The sequence below is a fragment of the Qipengyuania qiaonensis genome, from assembly GCF_019711515.1.
Classification (GTDB): domain Bacteria; phylum Pseudomonadota; class Alphaproteobacteria; order Sphingomonadales; family Sphingomonadaceae; genus Qipengyuania; species Qipengyuania qiaonensis.
The window spans coordinates 248,019-272,385 of sequence record NZ_JAIGNO010000004.1; the positions used below are offsets into that span (position 1 = coordinate 248,019).

Annotated in this window: 36 protein-coding genes and 1 riboswitch; of the genes, 29 read left to right on the forward strand and 7 right to left on the reverse strand. The window is 62.9% G+C overall.

The window, feature by feature from the left end; translation table 11 throughout:
* Positions 1-47: 47 nt before the first annotated feature.
* From K3174_RS08860 to K3174_RS08880, 5 genes are all read right to left on the reverse strand, one after another.
* Entirely contained in the window at positions 48-689 is a 642-nt protein-coding gene (locus tag K3174_RS08860; RefSeq protein ID WP_247712020.1) for a GNAT family N-acetyltransferase, read from the reverse strand.
* 65 nt (positions 690-754) lie between these two features.
* Entirely contained in the window at positions 755-1,687 is a 933-nt protein-coding gene (locus K3174_RS08865) for a hypothetical protein (protein WP_221557895.1), read from the reverse strand.
* Positions 1,678-1,848, reverse strand: a complete 171-nt coding sequence (locus tag K3174_RS08870; protein ID WP_221557896.1) for a hypothetical protein — start codon at positions 1,846-1,848, stop codon at positions 1,678-1,680. Before K3174_RS08870 ends, K3174_RS08865 begins: the two co-directional genes overlap by 10 nt.
* Before the next feature lie 3 nt (positions 1,849-1,851).
* Positions 1,852-3,057 (reverse strand): glycosyltransferase family 2 protein, encoded by a 1,206-nt coding sequence (locus K3174_RS08875; RefSeq protein WP_221557897.1) that lies wholly within the window; start codon positions 3,055-3,057, stop codon positions 1,852-1,854.
* Between the two features lie 315 nt (positions 3,058-3,372).
* Entirely contained in the window at positions 3,373-3,639 is a 267-nt protein-coding gene (locus tag K3174_RS08880) for a hypothetical protein (protein WP_221557898.1), read from the reverse strand.
* Positions 3,640-3,826: 187 nt separating this feature from the next.
* Between K3174_RS08880 and K3174_RS08885 the strand changes: the two genes are divergently transcribed.
* A complete protein-coding gene (locus tag K3174_RS08885) occupies positions 3,827-4,006 on the forward strand; it encodes a DUF1289 domain-containing protein (RefSeq protein WP_221557899.1) in 180 nt (59 codons plus the stop codon).
* Here K3174_RS08885 and K3174_RS08890 read toward each other — a convergent pair.
* Positions 4,003-4,707 (reverse strand): hypothetical protein, encoded by a 705-nt coding sequence (locus K3174_RS08890; RefSeq protein ID WP_221557900.1) that lies wholly within the window; start codon positions 4,705-4,707, stop codon positions 4,003-4,005. The two genes, K3174_RS08885 and K3174_RS08890, sit on opposite strands and share 4 nt — an antisense overlap.
* Positions 4,708-5,066: 359 nt before the next feature.
* A riboswitch (cobalamin riboswitch) is annotated at positions 5,067-5,267 on the forward strand.
* 109 nt (positions 5,268-5,376) lie between these two features.
* Here K3174_RS08890 and metE point away from each other — a divergent pair.
* From metE to rpmD, 28 genes are all read left to right on the forward strand, one after another.
* On the forward strand, positions 5,377-7,698 hold the full coding sequence (metE, locus tag K3174_RS08895; RefSeq protein ID WP_221557901.1) for a 5-methyltetrahydropteroyltriglutamate--homocysteine S-methyltransferase: 2,322 nt from the start codon (positions 5,377-5,379) through the stop codon (positions 7,696-7,698).
* Positions 7,695-8,093: an acyl-CoA thioesterase gene (locus K3174_RS08900; RefSeq protein WP_221557902.1), complete on the forward strand. Its 399-nt coding sequence runs from the start codon at positions 7,695-7,697 to the stop codon at positions 8,091-8,093. Before metE ends, K3174_RS08900 begins: the two co-directional genes overlap by 4 nt.
* Before the next feature lie 204 nt (positions 8,094-8,297).
* Positions 8,298-8,525 (forward strand): AbrB/MazE/SpoVT family DNA-binding domain-containing protein, encoded by a 228-nt coding sequence (locus K3174_RS08905; RefSeq protein WP_221557903.1) that lies wholly within the window; start codon positions 8,298-8,300, stop codon positions 8,523-8,525.
* Between the two features lie 2 nt (positions 8,526-8,527).
* A complete protein-coding gene (locus K3174_RS08910) occupies positions 8,528-8,917 on the forward strand; it encodes a type II toxin-antitoxin system death-on-curing family toxin (protein WP_345719614.1) in 390 nt (129 codons plus the stop codon).
* A gap of 388 nt (positions 8,918-9,305) precedes the next feature.
* Positions 9,306-9,677, forward strand: coding sequence for a 30S ribosomal protein S12 (gene rpsL, locus K3174_RS08915; protein WP_006831873.1), 372 nt, complete (start codon positions 9,306-9,308; stop codon positions 9,675-9,677).
* Between the two features lie 159 nt (positions 9,678-9,836).
* Positions 9,837-10,307 (forward strand): 30S ribosomal protein S7, encoded by a 471-nt coding sequence (gene rpsG, locus K3174_RS08920; protein ID WP_221557904.1) that lies wholly within the window; start codon positions 9,837-9,839, stop codon positions 10,305-10,307.
* A gap of 118 nt (positions 10,308-10,425) precedes the next feature.
* Entirely contained in the window at positions 10,426-12,519 is a 2,094-nt protein-coding gene (gene fusA, locus K3174_RS08925) for an elongation factor G (protein WP_221557905.1), read from the forward strand.
* Between the two features lie 92 nt (positions 12,520-12,611).
* Complete coding sequence (gene tuf / locus K3174_RS08930; protein WP_221557906.1) at positions 12,612-13,787, forward strand: elongation factor Tu; 1,176 nt, start codon at positions 12,612-12,614, stop codon at positions 13,785-13,787.
* A gap of 314 nt (positions 13,788-14,101) precedes the next feature.
* The gene (rpsJ, locus tag K3174_RS08935) at positions 14,102-14,413 is read left to right on the forward strand and encodes a 30S ribosomal protein S10 (protein WP_006831877.1); all 312 of its coding nucleotides are present in this window, start codon (positions 14,102-14,104) and stop codon (positions 14,411-14,413) included.
* A gap of 259 nt (positions 14,414-14,672) precedes the next feature.
* A complete protein-coding gene (gene rplC, locus K3174_RS08940) occupies positions 14,673-15,539 on the forward strand; it encodes a 50S ribosomal protein L3 (RefSeq protein WP_221557907.1) in 867 nt (288 codons plus the stop codon).
* A gap of 3 nt (positions 15,540-15,542) precedes the next feature.
* Positions 15,543-16,166 (forward strand): 50S ribosomal protein L4, encoded by a 624-nt coding sequence (gene rplD, locus K3174_RS08945; RefSeq protein ID WP_221557908.1) that lies wholly within the window; start codon positions 15,543-15,545, stop codon positions 16,164-16,166.
* The gene (locus tag K3174_RS08950) at positions 16,159-16,470 is read left to right on the forward strand and encodes a 50S ribosomal protein L23 (RefSeq protein WP_221557909.1); all 312 of its coding nucleotides are present in this window, start codon (positions 16,159-16,161) and stop codon (positions 16,468-16,470) included. The genes rplD and K3174_RS08950 overlap by 8 nt, the downstream gene beginning before the upstream one ends.
* 13 nt (positions 16,471-16,483) lie before the next feature.
* A complete protein-coding gene (gene rplB, locus K3174_RS08955; protein ID WP_221557910.1) occupies positions 16,484-17,320 on the forward strand; it encodes a 50S ribosomal protein L2 in 837 nt (278 codons plus the stop codon).
* A gap of 6 nt (positions 17,321-17,326) precedes the next feature.
* Positions 17,327-17,602 (forward strand): 30S ribosomal protein S19, encoded by a 276-nt coding sequence (gene rpsS, locus K3174_RS08960; protein WP_067464762.1) that lies wholly within the window; start codon positions 17,327-17,329, stop codon positions 17,600-17,602.
* Positions 17,602-17,979 carry a 50S ribosomal protein L22 gene (gene rplV, locus K3174_RS08965; RefSeq protein WP_173215000.1) on the forward strand — a complete coding sequence of 126 codons (378 nt, stop codon included), beginning with the start codon at positions 17,602-17,604 and terminating at the stop codon, positions 17,977-17,979. Before rpsS ends, rplV begins: the two co-directional genes overlap by 1 nt.
* Position 17,980: 1 nt before the next feature.
* On the forward strand, positions 17,981-18,676 hold the full coding sequence (gene rpsC, locus K3174_RS08970; protein ID WP_221557911.1) for a 30S ribosomal protein S3: 696 nt from the start codon (positions 17,981-17,983) through the stop codon (positions 18,674-18,676).
* Between the two features lie 21 nt (positions 18,677-18,697).
* On the forward strand, positions 18,698-19,132 hold the full coding sequence (gene rplP / locus K3174_RS08975) for a 50S ribosomal protein L16 (RefSeq protein WP_200980818.1): 435 nt from the start codon (positions 18,698-18,700) through the stop codon (positions 19,130-19,132).
* Positions 19,132-19,341: a 50S ribosomal protein L29 gene (gene rpmC / locus K3174_RS08980; protein ID WP_221557981.1), complete on the forward strand. Its 210-nt coding sequence runs from the start codon at positions 19,132-19,134 to the stop codon at positions 19,339-19,341. Before rplP ends, rpmC begins: the two co-directional genes overlap by 1 nt.
* A gap of 10 nt (positions 19,342-19,351) precedes the next feature.
* Positions 19,352-19,642 carry a 30S ribosomal protein S17 gene (gene rpsQ, locus K3174_RS08985; protein WP_067690112.1) on the forward strand — a complete coding sequence of 97 codons (291 nt, stop codon included), beginning with the start codon at positions 19,352-19,354 and terminating at the stop codon, positions 19,640-19,642.
* 64 nt (positions 19,643-19,706) lie between these two features.
* On the forward strand, positions 19,707-20,075 hold the full coding sequence (gene rplN / locus K3174_RS08990) for a 50S ribosomal protein L14 (RefSeq protein WP_067464754.1): 369 nt from the start codon (positions 19,707-19,709) through the stop codon (positions 20,073-20,075).
* Entirely contained in the window at positions 20,075-20,395 is a 321-nt protein-coding gene (rplX, locus tag K3174_RS08995) for a 50S ribosomal protein L24 (RefSeq protein WP_067690109.1), read from the forward strand. The genes rplN and rplX overlap by 1 nt, the downstream gene beginning before the upstream one ends.
* Positions 20,388-20,966, forward strand: a complete 579-nt coding sequence (gene rplE / locus K3174_RS09000) for a 50S ribosomal protein L5 (RefSeq protein ID WP_221557912.1) — start codon at positions 20,388-20,390, stop codon at positions 20,964-20,966. Before rplX ends, rplE begins: the two co-directional genes overlap by 8 nt.
* Before the next feature lie 26 nt (positions 20,967-20,992).
* Complete coding sequence (gene rpsN, locus K3174_RS09005; protein ID WP_103023204.1) at positions 20,993-21,298, forward strand: 30S ribosomal protein S14; 306 nt, start codon at positions 20,993-20,995, stop codon at positions 21,296-21,298.
* An 11-nt stretch (positions 21,299-21,309) separates the two neighbouring features.
* A complete protein-coding gene (rpsH, locus tag K3174_RS09010; protein ID WP_221557913.1) occupies positions 21,310-21,705 on the forward strand; it encodes a 30S ribosomal protein S8 in 396 nt (131 codons plus the stop codon).
* On the forward strand, positions 21,705-22,238 hold the full coding sequence (rplF, locus tag K3174_RS09015; RefSeq protein WP_221557914.1) for a 50S ribosomal protein L6: 534 nt from the start codon (positions 21,705-21,707) through the stop codon (positions 22,236-22,238). Before rpsH ends, rplF begins: the two co-directional genes overlap by 1 nt.
* 1 nt (position 22,239) lies before the next feature.
* Positions 22,240-22,584: a 50S ribosomal protein L18 gene (gene rplR / locus K3174_RS09020; RefSeq protein ID WP_221557915.1), complete on the forward strand. Its 345-nt coding sequence runs from the start codon at positions 22,240-22,242 to the stop codon at positions 22,582-22,584.
* Positions 22,585-22,586: 2 nt separating this feature from the next.
* The gene (rpsE, locus tag K3174_RS09025) at positions 22,587-23,354 is read left to right on the forward strand and encodes a 30S ribosomal protein S5 (protein ID WP_425594430.1); all 768 of its coding nucleotides are present in this window, start codon (positions 22,587-22,589) and stop codon (positions 23,352-23,354) included.
* Positions 23,355-23,359: 5 nt separating this feature from the next.
* Positions 23,360-23,548, forward strand: a complete 189-nt coding sequence (rpmD, locus tag K3174_RS09030) for a 50S ribosomal protein L30 (protein WP_221557916.1) — start codon at positions 23,360-23,362, stop codon at positions 23,546-23,548.
* A gap of 80 nt (positions 23,549-23,628) precedes the next feature.
* Here rpmD and K3174_RS09035 read toward each other — a convergent pair whose 3' ends face one another.
* Complete coding sequence (locus tag K3174_RS09035) at positions 23,629-24,228, reverse strand: sulfotransferase family protein (protein ID WP_221557917.1); 600 nt, start codon at positions 24,226-24,228, stop codon at positions 23,629-23,631.
* Between the last annotated feature and the right edge of the window lie 139 nt (positions 24,229-24,367).

Below are 24,367 nucleotides of genomic sequence, written 5' to 3' on the forward strand. Positions count from 1 at the left end.
CAATATGCGGGATCTCGAGGAACCAAGCCGCCGATCGGCGCCGATTGTCAGCTTCTGCCGTCGAAATAGGCGAAAACGTCGGCAAGGCCCGGCGGGTCGGTCTCTCCCGCGAGCCGCTCCAGCGCCAGTGCGATGTCCAGCGTGTATTCGACCTGCGCGCCGTCCTGTCCCACATGCTCGCCCCCGAGCCGCCGGATGAAACTCCGTGCCGCCTCGTTCTCGGTCAGGACATGCGCAGCAAAGGCCTTCAGCCCTTCGGCGTGCGCATCGAGAAGCAGGGTTGCGGCCAGAAGCCGCCCGATGCCGAGCCCGTGATACGCATCCACGATACCGATTGAAAACTCCGCCACCGCATCCCCCGCATCGGGACGGATGGCACGCACGACGCCCATCGCGGGCTGCGTCGGGTCGATGACGTCCAAAGCGCCCCAGGCAAGATGAAGCACCCCGTCGGCGTCGAGCAAACGCTCGATTACCCAGTCGGGCGGGCTGGCCCCACCCGAAAAGAACCGCATGTAGCGCGAACGCGAACTCATCCGTGCGATCCCCTCGCGCAGGCGATCCTCGTCGGCGGGCGTTACGGTGCGGATGCAGACCGCGCGACCGTCCGCCAGCCGCGTCTGGATCGAGGCGTCGCCGCAGGCGCCCGGCCAGCGTATGCCCGAGGCAGCATCGCCGCTGTCAACCATCGCCATCTCCACCTGCGCAACCCGCCCCGGCTTTACGGACTTTCCGGGCCGCGCGCCAGCATTCGTCAAAATCGTCGCATCACACCAAGCCGGCCCTGGACATAGCTGTAACCCGACCCGACCGAACCGTTGTTCGATGGCGTATCGGTGTATATCGCCTCGCCGAAGACCGACCAGTTCTGCGCATTGTCCGGGCTGCGGAAGCGGACATTGGCGAAGTTCGACTGGCGCCAGTCGGTCGCCGCATCGCGCTGGACGCCGATGCCCCCGGCTCCGATAAGTTCCCACCCGCCTACGAACCGGCGAAGCTGGACCACGGGCATGACCTGCGCATACCAACGCGGCGAATAGTAATCGAACTCACCGGGTTCACCGTCGCGGAAATATCGCCCTCTCAATTGCAGGCTCAGGCCCCATTCCGGCTTCACCACATGGACATAGTTCGCGCGGGCATGAAGGCGCAGATTCTCCCCGCTGAACTCCTGTACACCGCCAAGTAGCGTGACGACGTTCTTTTCGTCCAGCGGCAGATCGATGGCCGCTCCGACGAAGGTGGAGTAGATGTCCTCTTCCAGCCCGCGCGGCGTTTCCACCACGTCGCGTTCGATGAAGACTTCCTTGCGGAACGCGCTGTTGTCATGCACCGAAGCGGACCCGATAATGGTGTGCCCGTCGGTGCCTGCCAGGATGGACCAGGTCCAGTCGCCGCTGGTGCCCGCATAGCGTCCGAAGATGCGTTCGCGTTCACGCGTGCCGGTGCCGGATGGGTCGTACCACGCCTTTTCGACCCGCACCCCGATGCGGTCGTCCTCGCCGGCATTGCGCAGGTCGAAATCGATCGCGGTGCGCAGGATGTCCGTATCGTCGCTGTCGGTGGACACGAAGACTTCCGCGCCAATCGCTGGCGTGGGCTCCATGTCCTGCGCCAGCGCACTGCCGGGCAGGCCGCCGGCCATGATAAGAACGGATAGTGTTACGCTGTGACGCGTCAGTGCCATTGTTTGCGACCTCCTGTCAGTTCGGCGAAATAACCCCACACCGAAACCGGCTGCATCAGCAGCGGATAGATGAAAGCATAGAGAAGGAAGCCACGCAGGCTCTTCTCCATGGTGATGTCGTTGCGTTTCAGCATCCGTGTCTGGATGCGATAGATGACCACGTTTCACAGCGCGGCCAGCGGCAGTACCAGCAGGGTGATCGGCCCCGCCAGCCAGAAGACGCCCAGACAGGCGAGGATCAGGCCGGGAATGAAGGCGAAGGTGAAAGCCAGGTCGATGCTGACGAACAACAGGTTCCACCAGATGAACATGGTGCGCAACCGGGGCGCGACGAGCAGGCCCTTGTGGAGCGCCAGCGCCTCGATCATGCCCCGGGCCCAGCGTTTGCGCTGGTTGGCGAGGCCGCGAAAGGTGGCCGGCGCATGCGTCCAGGCGACGGCATCTTCGGCGTGGCCGGTCTTGTAGCCCATGCGCAGCAGCGACCATGTCAGCACGATGTCCTCGCCCACCATGTCGGGCCAGCCGCCGGCTTCGACCAGCGCTCGCTTGCGGTAGATCGAAAAGGCCCCCTGTGCGACGAGCGTACCGTTATACATGCCCTGCATCCGCTTGACTGCCGCGATGCCGTGGAAATAGTCCCATTGCTGGGCGCGGGTGACCCAGCTGTCTCCGTGATTGCCGACCAGCACTGCACCGGCGATCGCGGCGGTTTCCGGCGGGCTGGCATGAAGGTGCTCGACCAGCGAGACGAGGCAGCCCTTCTCCAGCAGCGTATCGGCGTCGATCGTGACGACGAGATCGTGCGCGGCCAGTTCCAGGCCATGGTTCAGGACGCGCGCCTTGCCGCGGTTCTGCGCGGCGCCGACCAGCACCAGTTCGCGGTTCGCCGCTCCTGCGAACAGCCCCTCGCTCGCGCGGACCTCGGCGGCGGTGCCGTCGGTCGATCCGTCGTCGAGCACCATGATTTGCAGCTTGCCCGGATAGTCGAGCGCGGCGAGGCTGCGCAGCGTCTCGGCAATCAGCGCTTCCTCGTTATAGGCGGCGATCAGGATGCTCAATGCGGGCCAGTGCTCGGGCGTGCGCCGTAGCGGATCGGGCCGCAGCACCAGGCTGGCCATCAGGAAGGCGTTCATGAACCCCGGGACATAGGCGATGAAGGCCAGCACGAACAGCGCGGCCAGCGGGTGCGACAGGTTTCCCAGATCGCTCAGCCAGGGCAGCGACAGCCAGATGCTGAACACCATCCAGGCCAGCGCCAGCGCCATCGACACGACGAAGCGCGCCACCGCCTGCCGGTCGCGCCGATCGTGCCGTTCGCGGCTGCGGTCCGATTGTAGGCCGGGCGCAAGCTGCATTGTCGTTTCGGCCATGACTACCCTCCCTCAATCCACACCCGACCTTCCCCCTAAGACTCGGAAGGCGCGGGAAAATCATCCAAATTCAGGTGTTTGTGGTTAACGGCCCACTAACCGTGGCACCCAACTCTCCGCTAACCGTGGTGCCGAACCGTTCGCTAACCGTAGCTCCACACCCTTCGCTAAGCGCGCCCGTCCATGATGGCGCGGTAGCCAAGGGGAAAGTCCGATGTTCGATACGCTTGCCGAGCGCCTCGTCGATGGCGCCATCGTGCTCGCCCTCTTTGCGGGCAAGGCGAGCATCGCGCTGCTCGCCGTCTGACCCGCGGGTCATTCCGCGCTCTTCGCTTCGGCCCGGCTTTCGCGCGTCGCCCGCCTGGCGATCTGTTCCGCCTTTCCCTCGACCTGCTGGACGAATGCCTTGAGGTCCGGCGGCTGCGCTATGCTGTTGTCGTGCGTCGCGTCTTCCAGCGTGGCCCAGGCGCCCCAAACCAGCGCCACGGCGCCCCCTGCAGCCAGCCCGGCCAGCGCGAACACGCCGCCCGCCTGCGTCCGCCCATAATGATACGCTTCGCCACCAAGCGATTTGTCTTCCATCGTGCAACCCGTTGTTTTTGCGCCCCTGGGGCATTTCCTTCACCTAGGTATAACTACGTTCGAACGGCGTATTGCGGTGCAGCGAAATCCGGCGTTTCATCCGACCGGACAAACGCTTCACCCCGCGTTAACCATGATCGTCAACACTTTGAATTGTCGGGTAGTCCTGCCATAGGATCGGGACGGCATGGAAACGGACGGAATCGCCTCGCCCTGCATCGGCACCTGCCTGCTCGACCGGGCGGGAGAGCTGTGCACGGGTTGCGGCCGCACGCTGGCGGAGATCGCCGGCTGGCCCGATGCGAGCGAGGCCGAACGCCGCGTCATAGTGGAGCGTGCCCGGCAACGGCGCGGGCGTTCCGGCTAGGGCTTGTCCGCCTCCTGCCCGGGTTTGCGCGCGGACCGGCGGTACCACCCGTCCAGCTGCTCGCCGCCTTCGCGCGCGCGCAGTATCGCGGCATTCTCGGCGAGGGTCTTGTCCAGGTCGATCCCGGCGATGCGCGGCCGCCCGTCGAGCTGGTTGTCGACCATGTGATTGATCAGCGCATGGATGTCGTTCATCTTCGTCTGCCGCTCCTTGGCGACGATGTTGCGGGCGACCGCCAGTATTTCCCCTTCCATCTCGGCGCGGATCTCGTCCTCGCTGCGCGGGCGCGGCGGGCCATAGCGCTCGGCCATGCGGTGCGAGAGGAGGAAGCGGAGCAGCGCGTTGTCGGGCTTGTCCCACCAGCCCACGATCTCGCGGGAGGAGACGATGGGCGTGCGCGTGCCCAGCATGGCACGCTCCATCGCGATATCCTCGAGCCGCGTCACACCGCGATCGAGCGCCGCGTCCCAGGCGGCGGCGAAGCCTTCCGCGCCGGGCCGGTGCTTCAGCTTGTAAAGCGCCTCCAGGCTCTTCCCGATCCGCCGCGCCGCCACCTTGACGATGCCCGTCGCCGCCAGCGTCGCAACGAAGCGCCGCTGCAGCACGGGCGTGATCGAATTGCCGCGCGGCGCGGTGTGGATATAGGGGGCAAAGGCCAGCAGCGGATCGTCCTCGTCCGGCTCGGGCGCGACATGGGCCACTGCGGAAGTCGCCTGTCTGGGGACCTTGCGCGTGGGGCTACACTCCTCCCCGGCCCGGGGAGGGGGACCATGCGCAGCAGGGGGGAGGGGCACCGCCTGCTGTTCCGTAGGTGTGGAAGTCTCGTCCGCCCCGCCATCGGCTGGGTCGGTGCTGGTTTGACGCTCGCTAAGGCGCAGAGGCGCGGAGGGTTCTGTGGGGGTATGGTCGCTCATGACCACGCATAGAATGCAGATATATCGCGTGTAGGAAAATGGTTTTTGACGAACCGGCCATTCAACCGGCACCGCTACCGATATTGCATCAATTATAGACATAACAATATCTTTATATCTGCCTTGACGATCGGTTCCTGCTCGTCCATTCAAAGGCGGTCGAAGGTTCTCCGGTCGGTCATCCCGCGCCGGAGCTAAGACGGGAAGCCGGTGCGAAACCGGCGCTGCCCCCGCAACTGTAAGCGGCGAGCGGCGGTCAATTTATGTCACTGGGGCGCAAGCTCCGGGAAGACGGACCGCCTGCACGGACCCGCGAGCCAGGAGACCTGCCTTCGTCGCGATAACGTCCACCGGCGGGGTGCCCGGTTCGGCTGCTTGCTCCGTTCCGCCCGGCAAAACCGGTCGGCTCTATGCACGTGCCCGATCCTGCCCCGCCAATCTTCGGGGTAGAAGACCATGACTATCAGTACTGCCAATCTGGGCTTTCCACGCATCGGCCCGCGCCGCGAACTCAAGTTTGCGCTCGAATCCTTCTGGTCCGGCAAGATCACGGAAACAGAGCTGCGCGACGCGGCCAGCGCATTGCGCGTCGCAGCATGGGCGCGCCAGCATGCTGTCGGCGTCGACATCATACCATCCAACGATTTTTCCCTCTACGATCACGTGCTCGATACCAGTGTGATGGTGGGGGCCGTCCCGCCGCTCTACGATGCTCTTGGTGCGCTGGATTCGCTGGCCGTCTATTTCGCCATGGCCCGCGGCACCCGGACCGTATCCGGCGATGAAGGCTGCATCCACGGTCATAATGCCGCTTCTGACGTTCCTGCGCTCGAAATGACCAAATGGTTCGACACCAACTATCACTACATGGTGCCCGAAGTCCGACCGGAGCAGGAGTTCAGGCTCGCGGGCACAAAGGCGCTCGACGAATTCGTCGAGGCGAAGGCGCTCGGCTATCACACACGCCCGGTCATACTGGGGCCGGTGACCTGGCTGCTGCTGGCGAAATCAACCGCGCCGGGGTTCGAGCCGATCTCTCTGATCGAGCGGCTGGTTCCAATCTACGCGGAACTCCTCCAAGGGCTTGCCGAAGCGGGCGCCGAATGGGTGCAGATCGACGAACCGGCCCTCGTGCTCGACCTGGACGAGACTGCGCGCGACGCCTTCCGCATGACCTACGGCATGCTCAAGGCGGCGGTCCCCGCAATGAAGCTTCAACTCACCACCTATTTCGGCGGCTTGGGCGACAATCTGGAAACCGTTCTCGCGCTGCCGGTTGACGGTCTTCATCTCGATCTGGTGCGCGCTCCGGAGCAATTGGAGCCCGTTCTGCTCTCCGCCCGCCCCGATCTCGTCCTTTCGCTGGGAATCGTCGACGGACGCAATGTCTGGAAGTCGGACCTCGACCGGCTGGTGGACTGGCTCAAGCCGGTGGTGGCGAAGCGTGACATCGTTCTCGCGCCATCCTGCTCGCTGCTCCATGCTCCGATCGACCTCGCGCTCGAAACGTCGCTCGATCCGGAAATCGCCGAATGGCTCGCCTTCGCGGTTCAGAAGCTGGAAGAACTCGCAGTGCTCGGCGACGCCCTGAATGGCGATCGTTATGCGGCGACGGCGGAACTCGTCGCTAATGCCGAGGCTGTCGCCAAGCGGCGGGAATCGCAGTTGACCAACGATCCGGCAGTTCGTCGGCGGCTCGCATCGATCGATGCCGATACCTCGCAACGCGCCCTGCCATTCGCGGAACGTGCGGCATTGCAGCGCGATCGGCTGCGCCTTCCTGCGCTGCCGACGACGACCATCGGGTCTTTCCCGCAGACGAGCGAGGTGCGCAAGGCGCGCGCGGCGCATAGCAGGGGCGATCTCGACGATACGGCCTACCGGGATTTTCTGCGCCAGGAAACCGAGCTGGCGATCCGCTGGCAGGAGGAGATCGGCATCGACGTGCTCGTCCATGGCGAGTTCGAGCGCAACGACATGGTGCAGTATTTCGGCGAGAAACTGGCCGGCTTCGCCTTCACCAAAGCCGCCTGGGTCCAGAGTTACGGTTCGCGCTGCGTGCGCCCGCCGATCATCTACGGCGATGTTTCGCGCCCGGAACAGATGACGGTCGACTGGTGGTGTTTTGCTCAAGGGCTTACCGACAGGCCGGTCAAAGGCATGCTGACCGGGCCGGTCACGATCCTCAACTGGTCCTTCGTCCGCGATGACCAGCCGCGCGAGCTGACGTGCCGCCAGATCGCGCTGGCAATCCGCGACGAAGTGGTGGATCTCGAAGCAGCCGGGGCGAAGATCATCCAGATAGATGAAGCGGCGCTGCGCGAAGGTCTGCCGCTGCGCCGCGCGGAGTGGCAAGGCTATCTGGACTGGGCGGTCGAATGCTTCCGCATCTCCTCCTCCGGAGTACGGCCGGAAACGCAGATCCACACTCATATGTGCTATTCGGAGTTCAACGACATAATTGCCGCGATCGGCGCGATGGATGCCGATGTCATTTCCATCGAGACCGCGCGGTCGAAGCTGGAATTGCTCGATGCTTTCTCCACCTACCGCTACCCCAACGATATCGGGCCGGGCGTGTACGACATTCATTCCCCGCGCGTCCCCACGGTGGCGGAGATGGAGCATCTGCTCCTCAAGGCCGCCGAAACGCTGCCGGCCGGGCAGATATGGGTCAATCCCGATTGCGGGCTCAAGACCCGCAAGTGGGAGGATGTAAAGCCCGCGCTGGTCAACATGACCGCCGCGGCAAGGGCCGTGCGGGAGGCCGTGCAATGAGCGAGGAGACCATGCCGGCAGGCGAAGCCGCGATCCGCGTCACTGCCGTTCCGGCCGATACCAACGTCTATGGCGATATCTTCGGGGGCTGGTTGATGGCGCAGATGGACCTCGCCGCATCCGCCGTGGCCTCGCGCCATTCGGGGGGCAGGGCGGTGACCATCGCGGTGGACGGGATGACCTTCCACCGTCCCGTCTTCGTGGGCGACGAGGTCTCCGTCTTCGCGACGCTGGAGGAAGTCGGGCGAACGTCGATGAAGGTCGCGGTTGCCACCTGGCGGCGCGACCGGCACTCGGACGAGGCCTATCTGGTCACCAGGGCGCGTTTCACCTTTGTCGCCATCGGGCAGGATCGCCGCCCACGCAATGTGAAGCCGATGACCGCCGCCGTGTGAGGGAACGCGTGAGGGGGAAGTAGTGCAACCGGCCGCATCTCCGCGCCTCAATGGCTGCTGACTTGATTCGGCAGACCCACGATGCATGAGCTGCGGCCGCACTATTGCGACACTGCCAAAGGGGTTGGCAAGCTGTGTTCTTGACCCTGCATTCCCTCCAACCACGCGCTTGCCCAAACTGATCGTTTGCGTTATAACATCTGTATGAACGCAACGCTCAAGATCACCCGGATCGGCAATTCCGCCGGAATCGTCCTGCCCAAGGAGGTGCTGGCGCAGCTCAACGCGCAGATCGGCGAAACGCTGTCGGTCGTCACGACCCCGCGCGGCATCGAGCTGTCCGCGGCGGAGCCGGATTTCGAAGAACAGATGGCGGCGGCCCGCGAGGTGATGGCGCGCCGCAAGCGGGCCTTGCGCGAACTCGCCAAATAGCAGTGCCGAAGAACCGGGTCTGGCTTCCCACCGAAGTGGCGCTCGCGGCGCATGTCGAACAACTGGCCGAGCATGGCGGTCCGGCCGGGGTGCGCGATGCCGGGGCGCTCGACAGCGCCATGATGCGACCGCGCAACCTGGCGCTCTATGGCGATCCGGACATGGCGGCGCTCGCCGCAGCCTATGGCTTCGGCATCGCGCGCAACCACCCGTTCGTCGATGGCAACAAACGCACTGCGGCGGTGGTCATGGAAACTTTCCTCGTCCTCAACGGCTGCACTCTCGCGGCCAGCGATGCGGAGCTGGTCGTGGCGGTTCAGGCCCTCGCGGCGGGAGAGCTTGCGGAAGACGAACTGGCCGATTGGCTGCGCCAGCATCTCGGCGGTACTTGACTGGCGCGCGCCATGCGCCTACGTGCGCGCCCATCCGGTGTTGGAACCGCCTCGCGTGATTCCCACATCGGGCAGATAGAGCTGAACATTGCCGGTCATGTCCCGGGGCTCCCTTTTACGGCGGGCCCTTTTCTATTGCAGCGGACTTCACTCTTTTGGTGAAATTCGCTGGGGGCAGCCGTCAAAGTAACCCGGTGGCCGTGTGGGCCGTGGGTGGAGTGTTCAAGCTCGCCAGAGTGCAGCCCCGGACGTGATCCGGGGTCTCGTGCCACAGGCGCAACGCGTGTGGACAGCGATCCCGGCTTTCGCTGGGATGTCGGCGAGCAGCAAACCCTTCATTCCGATACCCGCTAGTCGTCACCGACCCACGGTGAAGAGAAAGATATCTATGCCGACGATCAACCAGCTGGTCCGCAAGGGCCGCGTTCCGCAGAAGGCCAAGAGCAAGGTCCCTGCGATGGAGCAGAACCCGCAGAAGCGCGGCGTCTGCACCCGCGTCTATACGACGACCCCGAAGAAGCCGAACTCGGCGCTGCGCAAGGTGGCCAAGGTCCGCCTGACCAACCAGCGCGAAGTCATCTCCTACATCCCGGGCGAAGGCCACAATCTGCAGGAACACAGCGTCGTGCTGATCCGCGGCGGCCGTGTGCGCGACCTTCCCGGCGTGCGCTACCACGTGCTTCGCGGCGTGCTCGACACGCAGGGTGTGAAGGACCGCAAGCAGAGCCGTTCGAAATACGGGGCCAAGCGTCCGAAGTGATCGGTCCGGGGGACCGGTCATCCTCAAAAAATCGCTTCAGGCGATTTTGTCGGGGATCCAGTCCCAAGGCTTTTTAGGAATTTACCGGCCGCCCATGGATCCCCGCCTGCGCGGGGATGACGAAATCGGGAAGGGCCGGACAAGAGAAGGAATTGCGACATGAGTCGTCGTCGTCGTCCCGAGAAGCGGGAAATCCTGCCCGATCCCAAGTTCGGTGATCAGGTCCTGTCGAAGTTCATGAACAACCTCATGTATGACGGCAAGAAAGCCGTTGCCGAAGGTATCGTCTACACCGCGCTCGACGTGGTGGAAGCCAAGGCCAAGACCAATCCGGTCGAGCTGTTCCATGCCGCGCTCGACAACATCAAGCCGCAGGTCGAAGTGCGCAGCCGCCGCGTCGGCGGTGCGACCTACCAGGTCCCGGTCGAAGTGCGCCCCGAGCGCGCCCAGGCGCTGGCCATCCGCTGGCTGATCACCGCCGCGCGCGGTCGTCCGGAAACCACCATGTCGGCCCGCCTCTCGGGCGAGCTGATGGATGCGGCCAACAACCGCGGCAATGCCGTCAAGAAGCGCGAAGACACGCACCGCATGGCGGACGCCAACCGCGCCTTCTCGCACTACCGCTGGTAGGGCGCCCCGCTTGCAGGACCGGGGGAGGGGGTTTCCTACTCCCGCGGTCTTCAAGTGGTCACATTATTACCCATATGGGGCGGGCTTCCTGCCAACCCCGAAACCCGAGGAAATCCACATGGCTCGCGAATATCCGCTGGAGCGGTACCGCAATATCGGCATCATGGCCCACATCGATGCAGGCAAGACCACCACGACCGAGCGTATCCTCTACTACACCGGCAAGTCCTACAAGATCGGCGAAGTCCATGACGGCGCCGCGACCATGGACTGGATGGAGCAGGAGCAGGAACGCGGCATCACCATCACCTCGGCTGCCACGACCACCTTCTGGTCGGCCGAAGACGGTCAGGGCCCCAAGCACCGCATCAACATCATCGACACGCCCGGACACGTCGACTTCACTATCGAAGTCGAACGCTCGCTGCGCGTGCTCGACGGCGCGGTGGCGGTTTTTGATGGAGTTGCCGGGGTGGAACCCCAATCCGAAACCGTCTGGCGGCAGGCCGACAAGTACGGCGTCCCCCGGATGTGCTTCATCAACAAGCTCGACCGCACCGGCGCCGATTTCTATTATTGCGTCCAGTCGATCATCGACCGCCTCGGCGCGATCCCGCTGGTGCTCTATCTCCCGATCGGCGCGGAAAGCGACCTCAAGGGCGTGGTCGACCTCGTCAATAACCGCGGCATCGTCTGGGAAGACGACGGCCTCGGCGCGACGTTCAACTACGTCGACATCCCCGCGGACCTGGCCGACAAGGCCGCCGAATATCGCGAAAAGCTGATCGAGACCGCCGTCGAGCAGGACGACGATGTCATGGAAGCCTATCTCGAAGGTGAAGCCCCCGACGCGGCGACGCTCAAGAAGCTGATCCGCAAAGGCACCATGGACCGCGCTTTCGTGCCCGTGCTGTGCGGCTCGGCGTTCAAGAACAAGGGCGTTCAGCCGCTGCTCGACGCCGTGGTCGACTACATGCCGAGCCCGCTCGACGTTCCGGCCATCAAGGGCGTTAAGCCCGAGAGCTTGGAAGAAGACACTCGTCCGTCCTCGGACGATGCGCCTTTCGCCGCGCTGGCCTTCAAGATCATGAACGACCCGTTCGTCGGCTCGCTCACCTTCACCCGTATCTATTCGGGCCAGCTCGCCAAGGGTTCGGTACTGAATTCGGTGAAGGAGAAGAAGGAAAAGATCGGCCGCATGCTGCTGATGCACTCGAACAACCGCGAGGACATCGATGAAGCATTTGCCGGAGATATCGTTGCGATTGCAGGTCTCAAAGAAACGACGACGGGCGACACGCTGTGCGCGTCCTCCGCGCCGATCATCCTCGAGCGCATGGAATTCCCCGAGCCGGTTATCGAACTGTCGGTGGAACCCAAGACCAAGGCCGACCAGGAAAAGATGGGCGTTGCGCTCAACCGCCTCGCTGCCGAGGATCCGAGCTTCCGCGTCACGACCGACCACGAAAGCGGTCAGACGATCATCAAGGGCATGGGCGAGCTTCACCTCGACATCCTCGTCGATCGCATGAAGCGCGAGTTCAAGGTCGAGGCCAATGTGGGTGCGCCGCAGGTCGCCTACCGCGAATATCTCGGCAAGCCGGTCGATGTCGACTACACCCACAAGAAGCAGTCGGGTGGTTCGGGTCAGTTCGGCCGCGTGAAGGTGAAGGTCGAGCCGGGTGAGCGCGGCCAGGGCTTTCTCTTCCAGGACGAGATCAAGGGCGGCAATATTCCGAAGGAATACATCCCGGCGATCGAGAAGGGTTTCCGCGAACAGGCCGAAAGTGGTCACCTCGTCGGCTTCCCGATCATCGACTTCACGGTGACGCTGTATGACGGTGCGTACCACGACGTCGACTCGAGCGCGATCGCGTTCGAGATCGCCGGTCGCGGTGCGATGCGCGAAGTGGCCGACCGTTCGGGTATCAAGCTGCTCGAGCCGATCATGAAGGTCGAGGTCGTGACCCCCGAGGATTACCTCGGCGACGTCATCGGCGACCTCAATAGCCGCCGTGGTCAGATCCAGGGCACCGACAGCCGCGGCAACGCCCAGGTGGTCGAGGCCAATGTGCCGCTGGCCAACATGTTCGGTTACGTCAACGAACTGCGCTCGTTCACCCAGGGTCGCGCGCAGTACTCGATGCAGTTCAGTCACTACGACGAAGTGCCGGCGAACGTCGCGCAGGAAGTCAAGGAGAAGCTTGCGTAAGCCAGCTTTGAGGTCTAGGGGCGGCGCCTGATTCAGCGGGCGCCGCATCCTCCCCGCAGAAATCCCAATTTTAAGACAGAGGTTATTTCAAAATGGCGAAGGAAAAGTTCGAGCGTAACAAGCCGCACGTCAATGTCGGCACCATCGGTCACGTCGACCACGGCAAGACCACGCTGACCGCGGCGATCACCAAGGTTCAGGGCGCAGCCGTCGATTTCGCAAACATCGACAAGGCTCCGGAAGAGCGTGAGCGCGGCATCACCATCTCGACCGCGCACGTCGAATACGAAACCGACAACCGTCACTATGCGCACGTCGACTGCCCGGGCCACGCCGACTACGTGAAGAACATGATCACCGGTGCCGCTCAGATGGACGGCGCGATCCTGGTCGTGAACGCCGCCGACGGCCCGATGCCGCAGACCCGTGAACACATCCTGCTTGCACGCCAGGTCGGCGTTCCGCAGCTGGTCGTGTACATGAACAAGGTCGATCAGGTCGACGACGAGGAAATCCTCGAACTCGTCGAACTGGAAGTTCGCGAACTGCTGAGCTCGTACGACTTCGATGGCGACAACATTCCGATCATCAAGGGTTCGGCTCTGGCCGCTCTCGAAGGTCGCGATCCGGAAATCGGCGAAAACTCGATCAAGGAGCTTATGGCTGCCGTTGACGAGTACATTCCGACCCCGGACCGTCCGGTCGACAAGCCGTTCCTCATGCCGATCGAAGACGTGTTCTCGATCTCGGGTCGCGGTACGGTCGTCACCGGTCGTGTCGAAACCGGCATTGTGAACGTTGGCGACGAAGTCGAAATCGTCGGTATCAAGGACACCGCCAAGACCACCGTCACGGGTGTCGAAATGTTCCGCAAGCTGCTCGATCGCGGTGAAGCCGGCGACAATATCGGTGCCCTGATCCGCGGTGTCGGCCGTGAAGACGTCGAGCGTGGCCAGGTACTGGCGAAGCCGGGTTCGGTTACGCCGCACACCGAATTCAGTGCCGAAGTCTACGTCCTGTCGAAGGACGAAGGCGGCCGTCACACGCCGTTCTTTGCCAACTACCGTCCGCAGTTCTACTTCCGCACCACCGACGTGACCGGCGAAGTGATCCTTCCCGAAGGCACCGAAATGGTGATGCCGGGCGACAACGTGACCATCTCGGTCAAGCTGATTGCGCCGATCGCTATGGACGAAGGTCTGCGTTTCGCGATCCGCGAAGGTGGCCGCACCGTCGGCTCGGGCGTTGTGAGCTCGATCACCAAGTAAGCGTCTTTTCGCGAACTGAAAACGTCGGCCCGCTCCTCTTCAAGAGGGGCGGGCCTTCGCTATTTATGAGGGCACCAGACCGGGCTGTCGCGCTGTTTACCTTGTCATATTCCGTCATACTAAACTTGCCGGAATTGAGGGGTTGCCAGATTCGACTCTCACCCGTATATGCGCGCCCACAGACGGGGATTCGTCCTCGAACATAACGAATTCATGAAAGGTCGCCCGTTCCGGGAAACCGGTACCAGCGGGGCTGGCCTTTCTTTTTTGTGGATCGGAAACGGTCCATTGGCTCTTTCGCATCGGTGTAGGTAATGGAAGCTCAGAATATCCGCATTCGCCTCAAGGCGTTCGACCATCGCGTTCTCGACCAGGCAACTGGTGAAATCGCAGACACCGCGCGTCGTACGGGTGCACTTATTCGCGGCCCCATTCCCATGCCGACGCGTATCGAGAAGTTCACCGTGAACCGCGGCCCGCACATCGACAAGAAGTCGCGCGAGCAGTTCGAGGTGCGCACCTACAAGCGGCTGCTCGACATCGTGCAGCCCAACGCCCAGACCGTCGACGCGCTGATGAAGCTCGACCTTGCTGCGGGTGTGAACGTGGAAATCAAGCTCGCCTAATCCGCGACCACGTTTCAGTCCTCCTGCCGGACTCTAAAGCGGGCAGGGAAGTTAAGGGGCGCTCGATAGCCCCGCCGGATCGCAAGATCAGGCAAGACATCGGGATACCGCCGGATCTGATCCGGGTCTGCGTCCCCCGTCTCGCTGCCAAGGCTTTGCAAAGCTGCGGTGGCACTCAGCCCGGACGGGGCGACGCATCACAAAATGGGCTGGCAAGCACCTCGGATGGGCCGGGGTGCCTCTGTTTAGGAGTTTTACGATGCGCACTGGCGTTATCGCAAAGAAAGTCGGGATGACCCGCCTCTTCCAGGAGGACGGTCGGCACGTGCCGGTCACCGTTCTTGCGCTGGAAAATTGCCAGGTCACCGCTCACCGTACGGAAGATCGCGATGGGTACTTCGCGGTCCAGGTCGGGTCGGGCGAGGCCAAGCAGAAGAACGTGAACAAACCGCAGCGTGAAGCCTTCGCCAAGGCCGAAGTTCCGCTGAAGATGAAGGTCGCCGAATTCCGCGTCGACACCCAGGAGGCCCTGCTTCCCGTCGGTGCCCGCATTTCGGCCGAGCACTTCATTGCCGGCCAGAAGGTCGACATCACCGGTCACACCCAGGGTAAAGGCTTTGCCGGTGCCATGAAGCGTTGGGGCTTCGGCGGCCTTCGTGCCACCCACGGTGTTTCGCTCTCGCACCGTTCGCACGGTTCGACGGGTAACCGCCAGGATCCGGGCCGCGTGTTCAAGGGCAAGAAGATGGCCGGCCATATGGGCGATCGTCAGCGCACCCAGCAGAACCTCGAGATCGTCCGTACTGATGCCGATCGCGGACTGCTTTTCGTCAAGGGCTCCGTCCCGGGTGCGAAGAACGGCTGGCTGCTGGTCAAGGACGCCGTCAAGATCGACCATGCCGAACTGCCGTTCCCGGGTGTGATGTATCGCAACCGCGAAGAGTTCGAGCATCAGGAAGCTGATGCAGGTCTGGTCGAGAGCGCAGCCGAGCACGAAGTCGGCACGGAAATTTCCGCCGAACAGCAGGAAAAGCTGCTGAAGGAGCAGGAAGCCGGTGTCGAAACCGAAACCACCACCGATACGCCCGCAGCCGACACTGGCTCGGACGAGAACAAGGAGGGCTGATCCGTGAAGGTGAAGGTCCAGAAAATCGACGGCAAGGCGTCGGGCGACATCGAGCTGAACGATGACGTGTTCGGGGTCGAGCCACGCGCCGACATCCTGCATCGCGTTGTCACCTGGCAGCTCGAGAACCGCCGCGGCACTGCCCGGCCGACGCGCGAGCGTTCGGACGTTGCTCGCACCGGCAAGAAGTGGGGTCGCCAGAAGGGCGGCGGCACGGCTCGTCACGGCGACCGTGGCGCTCCGATCTTCATCGGTGGCGGCAAGGCCCATGGTGCGCGCAAGCGTGATTTCGAGCAGTCGCTGAACAAGAAGGTTCGCGCTCTTGGTCTCAAGATGGCCCTGTCGACCAAGGCGAAAGACGGTCTTGTGATCGTCGACAGCCTAGAGCTCAAGGACGCCAAGACGAAGGCTCTTGTCGCAACCTTCGGCAAGAACGGTTGGAGCGGCAAGGTCCTCGTGATCGATGGCGAAAGCGTCAATGACGGTTTCAGCAAGGCTGCTCGCAACATCCCCGGCGTCAACGTGCTGCCGGCCGTGGGTGCCAACGTCTACGACATCCTGAAGCACGACACGCTGGTCCTCACCAAGGACGCGGTCGAAAAGCTGGAGGCCCGTTTCAATGGCTAAGAAGCAGGAAGTTGAAGCACGTCACTACGACGTCGTGCTCGCGCCGCACATTACCGAGAAGGCTACCCTGGCGTCGGAACACAACGCCGTGGTCTTCAAGGTCGCGAACACCGCCACCAAGCCGCAGATCAAGGAAGCGATCGAGGCCATCTTCGGTGCGACCGTTGCGAACGTGAATACCGTTGTCGTTAAAGGCAAGACGAAGCGCTGGAAGGGCAAGCCCTACAAGCGCACCGACATGAAGAAGGCGATCGTGACGCTTACTGCCGACAGTAAGCCCATCGACGTCACCAGCGGTATCTGAGGGCAGATATAAAATGGCACTCAAGAACTACAAACCCACGAGTCCGGGCCGTCGCGGCCTAATCCTCGTCGACAAATCGGGCCTCTACAAGGGCAAGCCGGTCAAGTCGCTTGTCGAAGGCAAGCGCAAGACCGGTGGCCGTAACAACAAGGGTCATGTCACCTCGCGCGGCATGGCTGGCGGCCACAAGCAGAAATACCGCTATGTCGACTTCAAGCGTCGCAAATGGGACGTCGAAGGTACTGTCGAGCGGCTCGAATACGACCCGAACCGCACGGCGTTCATCGCGCTGGTGAAGTACGAAGACGGCGAGCTGGCCTACATCCTCGCGCCGCAGCGTCTTGCTGTCGGCGACAAGGTCATCGCTGGCGAGAAGTGCGACACCAAGCCCGGCAATGCCATGCTGCTTGGCCAGATGCCGGTCGGGACGATCTGCCACAACGTGGAGATGAAGCCGGGCAAGGGCGGCCAGATCGCCCGCGCCGCAGGCTCCTATGTCCAACTGGTCGGCCGTGACCGCGGCATGGTCATCGTGCGCCTCAACAGCGGCGAGCAGCGTTATCTGCGCGCCGACTGCATGGGCACCGTCGGTGCCGTGTCGAACCCGGACAACCAGAACCAGAACCTGGGCAAGGCCGGCCGTCGTCGCTGGATGGGCATCAAGCCGCTCACCCGTGGTGTCGCCAAGAACCCGGTCGACCACCCGCATGGTGGTGGTGAAGGCCGCACCAGCGGTGGCCGTCACCCGGTCACTCCGTGGGGCAAGCCGACCAAGGGCGCCCGGACCCGCAACAACAAGCAGACGGACAAGATGATCATCCGTTCGCGCCACGCGAAGAAGAAGAGGTAATCCGACATGGCTCGTTCCGTCTGGAAAGGTCCGTTCGTCGAGCTCAGCCTTCTCAAGAAGGCAGAGACCGCCCAGGACGCCGGTGGCGCCAAGCCGATCAAGACCTGGTCGCGCCGTTCCACCATCCTGCCGCAGTTCGTTGGTCTGACGTTCAACGTCTACAACGGTCACAAGTTCATCCCGGTCTCCGTTTCGGAAGAGATGGTCGGCCACAAGCTCGGCGAATTCGCTCCCACGCGGACCTTCCCGGGTCACGCCGCCGACAAGAAGGGTAAGCGCTGATGAGCAAGCAGAAGGCACCCCGTCGCGTAGCCGACAACGAGGCGCTGGCCGTCGGGACCACGATCCGTGGTTCGGCGCAGAAGCTCAACCTCGTCGCCGGCCTGATCCGCGGCAAGAAGGCCGAAGAGGCCATGAACATCCTCGCTTTCTCGAAGAAGGCGATGGCGCGTGACGCCAGCAAGGTTCTCGCTTCGGCGATCGCCAATGCGGAAAACAACCACAACCTCGATGTCGACGCACTGGTCGTTGCCGAGGCTTCGGTGGGCAAGTCGATCACGATGAAGCGGTTCCACACCCGTGGCCGCGGAAAGTCGACGCGCATCCTGAAGCCGTTCAGCCGCCTGCGCATCGTCGTCCGCGAGCAGGAAGAGGCGTAAGATGGGCCACAAGAGCAACCCGATCGGTCTGCGCCTGCAGATCAACCGCACCTGGGACAGCCGCTGGTACGCTGAAGGGCGCGACTACGCCAAGCTGCTCAGCGAAGACGTCGAAATCCGCAAGTATATCGTCGATACGCTGCCGCAGGCCGCGATCTCGAAGGTGGTGATCGAGCGTCCGGCCAAGCTGTGCCGTATCTCGATCTACGCAGCCCGTCCCGGTGTGATCATCGGCAAGAAGGGTGCGGACATCGAGAAGCTGCGCGCCAAGCTGTCGAAGATGACCGAAAGCGAAGTGAAGCTGAACATCGTCGAGATCCGCAAACCGGAAATCGATGCCAAGCTCGTCGCCCAGGGTATCGCCGATCAGCTGATCCGCCGTGTCGCCTTCCGTCGTGCCATGAAGCGCGCGGTGCAGTCGGCTCTCCGCCTCGGTGCGGAAGGCATCAAGATCACCTGCGGCGGCCGTCTTGGCGGTGCCGAGATCGCCCGCGTCGAATGGTATCGCGAAGGCCGCGTGCCGCTGCACACGCTGCGCGCCAACATCGACTACGCGGAAGCCGAAGCGCTCACCGCTTACGGGATCATCGGCATCAAGTGCTGGATCTTCAAGGGCGAGATCATGGCGCACGACCCGACCGCCCAGGACCGCCTCATGATGGAAGCCCAGACCTCTGGCGTCCGTCCGGCGCGCTGATTGCAGGATTAGGAAAGAACCATGCTGCAACCGAAGAAAACCAAGTACCGCAAGGCGTTCAAGGGCAAGATCCATGGCAATGCCAAGGGCGGCACCACGCTGAACTTCGGGTCCTATGGCCTGAAGGCGATGGAACCGGAGCGGATCACCGCGCGCCAGATCGAAGCTGCGCGTCGTGCGATCACTCGCCATATCAAGCGTCAGGGCCGTCTCTGGATCCGCGTCTTCCCCGACGTGCCGGTGTCGAAGAAGCCTGCCGAAGTCCGTCAGGGTAAGGGCAAGGGTTCGATCGAATACTGGGCTGCGCGCGTGAAGCCGGGCCGTATCCTGTTCGAACTCGACGGCGTTGCCGGACCGCTGGCCGCCGAAGCGTTCGAGCGCGCAGCGATGAAGCTGCCGATCAAGACCAAGGTCGTTGCCCGTCTGGGCGACACCTCGCACCTCGGAGGCGAATGATGGCCAAGACTGAAGACCTGCGCCAGAAGTCGGACGACCAGCTGGCCGAAGAGCTGACCACGCTGAAGCGCGAGCAGTTCAACCTCCGCTTCCAGGCGGCGACGAACCAGCTCGAGGCCCCGGCCCGCATCCGCGAGGTTCGCCGCACGATCGCGAAGATCAAAACGCTGCAGGGCGAGCGTTCGCGCTCGGCCGAAGCGAAGGCTTAAGGAGTAGACCATGCCCAAGCGTATTCTGATCGGGACCGTCACCTCCGACAAGACCGACAAGACCGTTACCGTGCTCGTCGAACGTAAGGTGAAGCATCCCCTCTACGGAAAGATCATTCGCCGTTCGAAGAAGTACCATGCCCATGACGAGAAGAACGAGTTCACGCTCGGCGACGTCGTGCGCATCGAAGAAACCAAGCCGATTTCCAAGACCAAGACCTGGCAGGTGATCGATCGCGTTACCGCAGGTGGCACGCAGGCTGTCGAGGCTGACCTCGAAGTCGAAGCCGCCGGTAACTGAGCAAGTTTGACGTAGGAACTGCCGGGCAATCGTCCCGGCAAGCCATTGAGAAGGAACCGGATCGATGATCCAGATGCAATCCAATCTCGACGTCGCGGACAACAGCGGCGCCAAGCGCGTCCAGTGCATCAAGGTACTGGGCGGCTCGAAGCGCCGGACTGCTTCCGTGGGCGACGTGATCGTGGTTTCCGTCAAGGAAGCCCAGCCGCGTACCAAAGTGAAGAAGGGCGATGTCCATCGCGCCGTCATCGTGCGCACGAAGAAGGATGTCCGCCGCCCCGATGGCAGCGTGATCCGCTTCGACAGCAATGCCGCGGTGCTCGTGAACAAGAGCGAGGAGCCGATCGGCACCCGTATCTTCGGCCCGGTGGTGCGCGAACTGCGCGGCCGCGGCTTCATGAAGATCATCTCGCTTGCTCCGGAGGTGCTGTAATGGCCGCCGCTAAGATCAAGAAGGGTGACAGCGTCGTCGTCCTGTCCGGCAAGGACAAGGGCAAGACCGGCACCGTCGCGAAGGTCATGCCGAAGGATGGCAAGATCGTCGTTGAAGGCGTCAACGTCGCTGCGCGTCACCGCAAGCCGACCCAGCAGAACCCGCAGGGTGGTATCGACCGCTTCGAAGCGCCGATGGCCATCAGCAAGGTCGCGCTGGCCGATCCGAAGGATGGCAAGCCCACCCGCGTCCGTTTCGAAGAGAAGGACGGCAAGAAGGTGCGCGTTGCCGTGAAGTCCGGGGAGACCATCGATGGCTGATTACACACCCCGTATGAAGCAGCGCTATGATGACCAGATCGTCAAGGCGATGACCGAGAAGTTCGGCTACAAGAACCGTCTCGAAGTCCCGAAGCTGGAAAAGATCACGCTTAACATGGGCGTGGGCGAAGCCAGCCAGGACAAGAAGAAGGTCCAGACTGCAGCCGAAGAAATGGCGCTGATCGCCGGCCAGAAGCCGGTTATCACCAAGGCCAAGAAGTCGATCGCGCAGTTCAAGCTGCGCGAAGGCATGCCGATCGGCTGCAAGGTAACTCTGCGGCGTGACCGCATGTACGAGTTCATGGATCGTCTGGTGACCGTGGCCATGCCGCGCATCCGCGACTTCCGTGGCCTCAATCCGAAGTCGTTCGACGGTCGTGGCAACTATGCCATGGGCCTGAAGGAACAGATCATCTTCCCCGAGATCAGCTATGATCAGATCGACAAGGTTCGGGGGATGGACATCATCGTAACCACGACGGCGAAAACCGACGAGGAAGCTCGCGAGCTTCTGAAGCTGTTCGGTTTCCCGTTCCCGGCTGAAAAGTCGGAAGAGAAGGAGGCGGCGTGAGCCGCTAGTAGAGGAACTTAAGTCCAATGGCGAAACTGAGTTCGATCAACAAGAACGAGCGTCGCAAGAAGCTCGTCAAGCAGTATGCGGACAAGTACGCGAAGCTGAAAGCTATCGCGAACGATGAAAGTCTCGATGAAGGGGAGCGTCTGATCGCTCGCCTCAAGATGGCTGAGTTGCCGCGCAATGCGAACCCGACCCGAGTGCGCAACCGCTGCTCCACCACCGGCCGCCCGCGCGGCTATTACCGCAAGTTCGGCCTCAACCGCATCGAACTGCGCGATCTCGGCAACAAGGGCCTGATCCCAGGCCTGACCAAGTCGAGCTGGTGAGGTAAAGACAGATGGCTATGACCGATCCCCTGGGTGATATGCTCACCCGCATCCGCAACGGCCAGCGCGCGAAGAAGGACAGCGTCCTTTCGCCCGCGTCGAAGCTGCGTGCAAACGTCCTCGAAGTGCTCCAGCGCGAAGGCTACATCCGTGGCTACAGCGAAGATTCTTCGGGCAAGCATCCCGCGCTGCGGATCGAACTGAAATATTTCGAAGGCGAACCTGCGATCAAGCATGTCGCCCGCGTCTCCAAGCCAGGCCGCCGCGTCTATTCGGGTTCCAAGGAACTCCCGGTCGTGCGCAACGGTCTCGGCATCACCATCGTCTCGACGCCGAAGGGCGTGCTTTCGGATGCCGAAGCACGCACGGAGAACGTCGGCGGCGAAGTGCTGGCGGAGGTGTTCTGATGAGCCGCATCGGCAAAAGGCCGGTGGCGATCCCAAGCGGGGTCACCGCCAATATCGAAGGCGACACGCTCAATGTGAAGGGCCCCAAGGGCGCTCTCGCAATGGGTCTGTCCGACCTGATCGAGTACAAGCTGGAAGACGGCGAGATCTCGGTCAAGCCGGCTAACGATACACGCGCAGCCCGCAACCACTGGGGCATGCAGCGTACGCTGGTTTCGAACCTGGTCGAAGGTGTCACCGAAGGTTTCACCAAGGTCCTCGAGATTACCGGTGTCGGCTATCGTGCGCAGGCGCAGGGCAAGAAGCTCAAGCTTCAGCTCGGCTATTCGCACGATGTGGACCTCGATGTTCCCGAAGGTCTCGAGGTGAAGACCCCGGACCAGACCACCGTGGAGATTTCCGGCATCGACAAGCAGGCCGTTGGCCAGTTTGCCGCCGAAGTCCGTCGCTGGCGCAAGCCCGAGCCCTATAAGGGCAAGGGCATCAAGTACCGCGGCGAGTATATCTTCCGCAAGGAAGGGAAGAAGAAGTAAGATGGCAAAGCTCTCTCTCTTTGAACGCCGCCGTCGCCGCGTCCGCACCGCGCTCCGCAACGTGTCGGGCGGCAAGCCCCGCCTGTCGGTGCACCGCACCGGCAAGCACATCTACGCGCAGATCATCGACGACGCTGCCGGCAAGACCGTTGCCGCCGCCTCGACGCTGGGTGTGAAGGGCTCGGGTGCCAATGTCGATGCTGCCAAGAAGGTCGGTAGCGATATCGCTGCCGCTGCCAAGAAGGCCGGCGTCACGACCGTCGTGTTCGATCGCGGCGGCTTCCTGTTCCATGGTCGCGTCAAGGCGCTGGCCGACGCCGCCCGCGAAGGCGGGCTGGAGTTCTGATGATGGCTGACGAAAACAAGAACGAAGAAACCGTGACCGCGGAAACGGAAACCGCGGTGACCACCGAACAGCCGGCAGTTGCCGACGCGCCTTCCGAAGCATCCGACAACCAGTCGGCCGCCCAGGGTGACGAAGGTCAGCCCCGCCAAGGCCGTGGCCGTGGTGGCAATCGCGAAGGCGGCCGTGGCCGTGGTCGCGGTCGTCGCGACGATCGTCGCCAGCGCGAGGAAGAAGACGACGGCATCATCGAGAAGCTCGTCCACATCAACCGCGTCAGCAAGACGGTGAAGGGCGGTAAGCGCTTCGGTTTCGCTGCGCTCGTGGTTGTCGGCGATGGCCAGGGCCGCGTCGGCTTCGGCAAGGGCAAGGCTCGCGAAGTGCCTGAAGCGATCAGCAAGGCGACCGCCGCTGCCCGCAAGAAGATGATCCGCGTCGCGCTGAAGGAGGGCCGCACCCTCCATCACGACGGCAAGGGCCACTTCGGTGCCGGCAAGGTTACCGTGCGCACCGCGCCTCCGGGTACCGGCATCATCGCCGGTGGTCCGATGCGTGCCGTGTTCGAAAGCCTCGGCGTTGCCGACGTGGTGACCAAGTCGGTCGGCACTTCGAACCCCTACAACATGATCCGCGCCACCTTCGACGCGCTGCAGGACCAGACTTCGCCGAAGTCGGTTGCCCAGCGTCGCGGCAAGAAGGTCGCCGACCTGCTCGGCCGTGGTGGCGCTTCGGCGGCAGAGGCTGAAGCCGACGCTGCGGCTATTGCGGAGTAAGATCGATGGCTGACAAGAAGAACACCATCAAGATCAAGCAGATCGGTTCACCGATCCGCCGCCCCGAAAGCCAGCGCCAGATCCTCATCGGTCTGGGGCTGAACAAGATGCACAAGATCGTCGAACGCCAGGACACCCCCGAGGTGCGCGGCGCGATCGCCAAGATCCCGCATCTGGTGACTGTGGTCGACTAAGCGACCCGTTCCCGAGAATCGAAACCCCGGCCTGTGCGCCGGGGTTTTTTATGCGCAATGTACCGGGCTTGCGGCGAAGCTCAGCGCATTCCGATCGCCCGCTTCAAAGGCCGAGCCAGTCGCCGCAGGGTCGGGAATCGCGGCGCCACGTTGGCGTGCGGAAAGGGCACGTTCGGCACTGGCTTGCCTAGGAAACCGCACAGCTCTGCCCAGCCATCGCCCTTAGCCCAGTTCACCATGAGCAGATCATCTGGCCGGTCCGCGAAATAGGCGCGGACATCCGTGATGTGCCGCTCGTATCGATCGATAAGCTGCCGGTCGGTTACGTTCGGAAACGGTAGGTCATAGAGCTTGCTGCGCCACTCGCTTGCCTGCTGACCCTGATTGGAACGTGCCAGCTGCTTGCGGTAGCTGATGATCCAGCTCTCGGAATCTCGCAGGGTGAGGATGAACTTGGTGCCCGGGAAACGCTCGTCGAACTGACGATAGAGCAGCAGCCAGGGCCAATCTTCGAAGGAATCGTACTGCTTCGCCAGCTCGTAGATCCGCTCCTCTTCGCTTGTGCGCAGATAGGAAACCAGCGGAAGGTCCTGGGACTTGTGATTATACCCCAACAGCTTGAGCGCATTGCCGAGGCTGGTCGTGCCGGTCTTCGCCCATCCAATGCCAAGAACCTTCATTTCCGACTTCCTTTTGCCCGGTTATGTTGCTTTGCTGAGATCGGCGCGCGGCAATTGTGGCCGCGAACGGTCGCTCAGGGCACCTTTGTGCTGCTTGCGACACGCTGCAGCGGAAATTCGCAAGGTGCCGACGATCGAT

Bases quoted from the DNA above. Each gene is read 5' to 3' on its own strand.
- K3174_RS08860 (WP_247712020.1), bottom strand. From the start codon at position 689: ATGGTTGACAGCGGCGATGCTGCCTCGGGCATACGCTGGCCGGGCGCC.
- K3174_RS08865 (WP_221557895.1), bottom strand. From the start codon at position 1,687: ATGGCACTGACGCGTCACAGCGTAACACTATCCGTTCTTATCATGGCC.
- K3174_RS08875 (WP_221557897.1), bottom strand. From the start codon at position 3,057: ATGGCCGAAACGACAATGCAGCTTGCGCCCGGCCTACAATCGGACCGC.
- K3174_RS08880 (WP_221557898.1), bottom strand. From the start codon at position 3,639: ATGGAAGACAAATCGCTTGGTGGCGAAGCGTATCATTATGGGCGGACG.
- K3174_RS08885 (WP_221557899.1), top strand. From the start codon at position 3,827: ATGGAAACGGACGGAATCGCCTCGCCCTGCATCGGCACCTGCCTGCTC.
- metE (WP_221557901.1), top strand. From the start codon at position 5,377: ATGACTATCAGTACTGCCAATCTGGGCTTTCCACGCATCGGCCCGCGC.
- K3174_RS08900 (WP_221557902.1), top strand. From the start codon at position 7,695: ATGAGCGAGGAGACCATGCCGGCAGGCGAAGCCGCGATCCGCGTCACT.
- K3174_RS08905 (WP_221557903.1), top strand. From the start codon at position 8,298: ATGAACGCAACGCTCAAGATCACCCGGATCGGCAATTCCGCCGGAATC.
- rpsL (WP_006831873.1), top strand. From the start codon at position 9,306: ATGCCGACGATCAACCAGCTGGTCCGCAAGGGCCGCGTTCCGCAGAAG.
- rpsG (WP_221557904.1), top strand. From the start codon at position 9,837: ATGAGTCGTCGTCGTCGTCCCGAGAAGCGGGAAATCCTGCCCGATCCC.
- fusA (WP_221557905.1), top strand. From the start codon at position 10,426: ATGGCTCGCGAATATCCGCTGGAGCGGTACCGCAATATCGGCATCATG.
- tuf (WP_221557906.1), top strand. From the start codon at position 12,612: ATGGCGAAGGAAAAGTTCGAGCGTAACAAGCCGCACGTCAATGTCGGC.
- rpsJ (WP_006831877.1), top strand. From the start codon at position 14,102: ATGGAAGCTCAGAATATCCGCATTCGCCTCAAGGCGTTCGACCATCGC.
- rplC (WP_221557907.1), top strand. From the start codon at position 14,673: ATGCGCACTGGCGTTATCGCAAAGAAAGTCGGGATGACCCGCCTCTTC.
- K3174_RS08950 (WP_221557909.1), top strand. From the start codon at position 16,159: ATGGCTAAGAAGCAGGAAGTTGAAGCACGTCACTACGACGTCGTGCTC.
- rplB (WP_221557910.1), top strand. From the start codon at position 16,484: ATGGCACTCAAGAACTACAAACCCACGAGTCCGGGCCGTCGCGGCCTA.
- rpsS (WP_067464762.1), top strand. From the start codon at position 17,327: ATGGCTCGTTCCGTCTGGAAAGGTCCGTTCGTCGAGCTCAGCCTTCTC.
- rplV (WP_173215000.1), top strand. From the start codon at position 17,602: ATGAGCAAGCAGAAGGCACCCCGTCGCGTAGCCGACAACGAGGCGCTG.
- rpsC (WP_221557911.1), top strand. From the start codon at position 17,981: ATGGGCCACAAGAGCAACCCGATCGGTCTGCGCCTGCAGATCAACCGC.
- rplP (WP_200980818.1), top strand. From the start codon at position 18,698: ATGCTGCAACCGAAGAAAACCAAGTACCGCAAGGCGTTCAAGGGCAAG.
- rpmC (WP_221557981.1), top strand. From the start codon at position 19,132: ATGGCCAAGACTGAAGACCTGCGCCAGAAGTCGGACGACCAGCTGGCC.
- rpsQ (WP_067690112.1), top strand. From the start codon at position 19,352: ATGCCCAAGCGTATTCTGATCGGGACCGTCACCTCCGACAAGACCGAC.
- rplN (WP_067464754.1), top strand. From the start codon at position 19,707: ATGATCCAGATGCAATCCAATCTCGACGTCGCGGACAACAGCGGCGCC.
- rplX (WP_067690109.1), top strand. From the start codon at position 20,075: ATGGCCGCCGCTAAGATCAAGAAGGGTGACAGCGTCGTCGTCCTGTCC.
- rplE (WP_221557912.1), top strand. From the start codon at position 20,388: ATGGCTGATTACACACCCCGTATGAAGCAGCGCTATGATGACCAGATC.
- rpsN (WP_103023204.1), top strand. From the start codon at position 20,993: ATGGCGAAACTGAGTTCGATCAACAAGAACGAGCGTCGCAAGAAGCTC.
- rpsH (WP_221557913.1), top strand. From the start codon at position 21,310: ATGGCTATGACCGATCCCCTGGGTGATATGCTCACCCGCATCCGCAAC.
- rplF (WP_221557914.1), top strand. From the start codon at position 21,705: ATGAGCCGCATCGGCAAAAGGCCGGTGGCGATCCCAAGCGGGGTCACC.
- rplR (WP_221557915.1), top strand. From the start codon at position 22,240: ATGGCAAAGCTCTCTCTCTTTGAACGCCGCCGTCGCCGCGTCCGCACC.
- rpsE (WP_425594430.1), top strand. From the start codon at position 22,587: ATGGCTGACGAAAACAAGAACGAAGAAACCGTGACCGCGGAAACGGAA.
- rpmD (WP_221557916.1), top strand. From the start codon at position 23,360: ATGGCTGACAAGAAGAACACCATCAAGATCAAGCAGATCGGTTCACCG.
- K3174_RS09035 (WP_221557917.1), bottom strand. From the start codon at position 24,228: ATGAAGGTTCTTGGCATTGGATGGGCGAAGACCGGCACGACCAGCCTC.